This window comes from Methylophilus sp. Leaf416, assembly GCF_001424665.1.
GTDB lineage: Bacteria > Pseudomonadota > Gammaproteobacteria > Burkholderiales > Methylophilaceae > Methylophilus.
Window position 1 is genome coordinate 1 of record NZ_LMQS01000008.1, and the last position, 2,438, is coordinate 2,438.

Annotated in this window: 2 protein-coding genes; both read left to right on the forward strand. The window is 45.2% G+C overall.

What is annotated here, in order from left to right; translation table 11 throughout:
* The first annotated feature begins 299 nt into the window (after positions 1-299).
* Positions 300-524, forward strand: a complete 225-nt coding sequence (locus ASG34_RS13725) for a hypothetical protein (RefSeq protein ID WP_055831513.1) — start codon at positions 300-302, stop codon at positions 522-524.
* 202 nt (positions 525-726) lie between these two features.
* Positions 727-2,438: MCP four helix bundle domain-containing protein (locus ASG34_RS13730; RefSeq protein ID WP_200935003.1), on the forward strand; the 1,712-nt coding region annotated here is incomplete at its 3' end.

Genomic DNA, 2,438 nt, shown 5'->3' on the forward strand with positions numbered 1-2,438 from the left:
CGATGAAGTCCAGCGCCTCCAAACGGACTGGTACTGACGATAGTGACTGGGAAGAGTTTTAGCCAGTAACGGAATCACAAAAAGCCGACCTAAATAAGGTCGGCTTTTTTGTATTGAGGATTAATGATGAGAGGATCAAACTGTGATGAAAGTGCAACAAAAAGTATCTTAAATGTTGCAATAAACATATTTTGTAACGCAAGTGTAAGTATTCTCAAGTTTTACTCAAAGTCTTCGTAAACACAGTTAAGTGGTAGAGATAACCGCTAAACCAGATTCAACACTTTAATGGAGACTTTATGAAACACACGTTTAAAACTGCCGTCGCTTTGTGCGCATTATCTTTGTTGTCCGCTCATGCGCTGGCAGCTGAAGTTTGTACAGTATCAATGATGGGTCGTGTTTGTTACGAAGAAGGTAGTGCCGAACTGACTGCTACGCATATGAAAGGTGATGCCGTGGCCGAATCATCTGCAGCAAAGAAAAAAACTGATGTAGCTGATGCATCAAAAGTAAAAAAATAAGCAAAGCATCGCTTAAGCAGAGGCCCCTTACTGGATAAGGGGCTTTTTTATTCAGGCCCGGATTTCTTGATTTGAAAACTTGAGCCTGAAAAGAACGAATAAAACGCATTTTATCGGCTGATAGAAAATTACTTAGGTGTAACAACATAGTATGCAAGCCAAATTATGGCGAAAAAATTAACGGATTTGGAGTATGAAAATTATGAGCGTCGCAAAAAGAATGTACATTCTGATTGTCGTGGCAGCTTTGGGGCTATTCACACTGACTGGTATCAGTTATTTTCAGACTGAGAAAGTATATGGGTATACCAATTATGCGAATGAAACAGCTGCACCCAGTATTGAAGTGTTAGACGAAACACTGGCCGCATTTGAGACATTAAACAGTCTGATCTGGCAGCACATGCTGAATACAGATAACGGCAAAATGCAGGTGATTGAAAAACAGGTTGCCGAAACTCATGGCAAACTGATGGCTGCGCTCAAAAAATATGACAAATATGTCAGCAATGCCGATGATAAGGCACTGCTGAAAAAAGACTATGATGCGATCAGTGCATATGATGGTTTGGGCAGTAATGCACTGACCTTGTCTCTTTCGAACAAAAAAACAGAAGCACGCGACGTGTTGCTGGCTAACCAGGCCGTGATCAGTCGTGTACAAACGGCGATCAGTCAGCATCGTCAATTTAATAATGATATGGCGCGCGCAAATGCCAGCCAGGCTTTGAGTATTAAAAATCAGGCCATAATCCTGCTGTTTGCGATTGCACTGGTGGCGCTTGCGATGGTGGTTTCTATCGGGTTGCTGATCAAGCGCAATATGTTCAAGCAATTGGGCATGGAGCCATCAGAGTTAACCGTTATTGCACGTAACTTTGTTGAGGGCAACCTTAACCAGAAGATCACTTTGCCCGAAACCGATAAAACCAGTGTGGCTTACTCTATCCGCGTACTGCAAAAAACGCTGGATGGCCTGGTACAGTCCCTTAACTATGTCAGCCAGCAGCACGACGAAGGTGATATAGATTGTTCTGTAGACGAAACCCGCTTCAAAGGTGGTTACGGTGAAATGGCCGCAGGCATCAATAAAATGGTGGCTGGCCATATTGCGATGAACAAGGAAGCGATTGAGGTGGTTAAAGCCTTTGGTGAAGGCAACCTTGATAAAACACTGAAACAATTCCCGGGTAAAAAAGCGTTCGTGAACGAAGCGATTGAACAGGTGCGTGGCAATATTAAACGCCTGGTCAGTGATGCCGACGAGCTTGCGCATGCCGCTGTAGAGGGTCGTTTATTTACACGCGCTGACGCTTCCCGTCATCAGGGCGACTTCCGCATGATTGTGGAAGGCTTGAACAACACACTGGATGCAATTGTGAAGCCGTTGAATGTCACCTCCGGTTACCTGGATAACATTGCCAAGGGCAATATCCCGACCAAGATCACTGAGCAATACCAGGGCGATTACAGCCTGATCATCAATAATCTGAACACGTGCATTGATGCCGTCAATGCATTGGTGGGTGATGCCAACTTGCTGTCAAAAGCAGCGGTGGATGGACAGTTGTCAACTCGCGCAGATGCCTCCAAACATCAGGGTGATTTCCGCAAGATTGTAGAAGGCGTCAATGCCACGCTGGACTCAGTGATTGGACCTTTGAATGTGGCCGCAAACTATGTTGACCGTATTTCAAAAGGCGATGTTCCTGAGCGTATTACCGAGCACTACTACGGTAACTTTAATGAAATCAAGAATAACCTGAATACGTGTATCGACGCGGTGAACGCTTTGGTTGCAGACACGAATCTGCTTGCCGAAGCTGCCGGTGAAGGCCGTATTACCGTACGTGCCGACGCTGACAAACACCAGGGCGACTTCCGCAAGATTATCGAAGGTGTCAACAGCACCCT

Coding starts and splice junctions, on each gene's coding strand:
- ASG34_RS13725 (WP_055831513.1), top strand. CDS start 300: ATGAAACACACGTTTAAAACTGCCGTCGCTTTGTGCGCATTATCTTTG.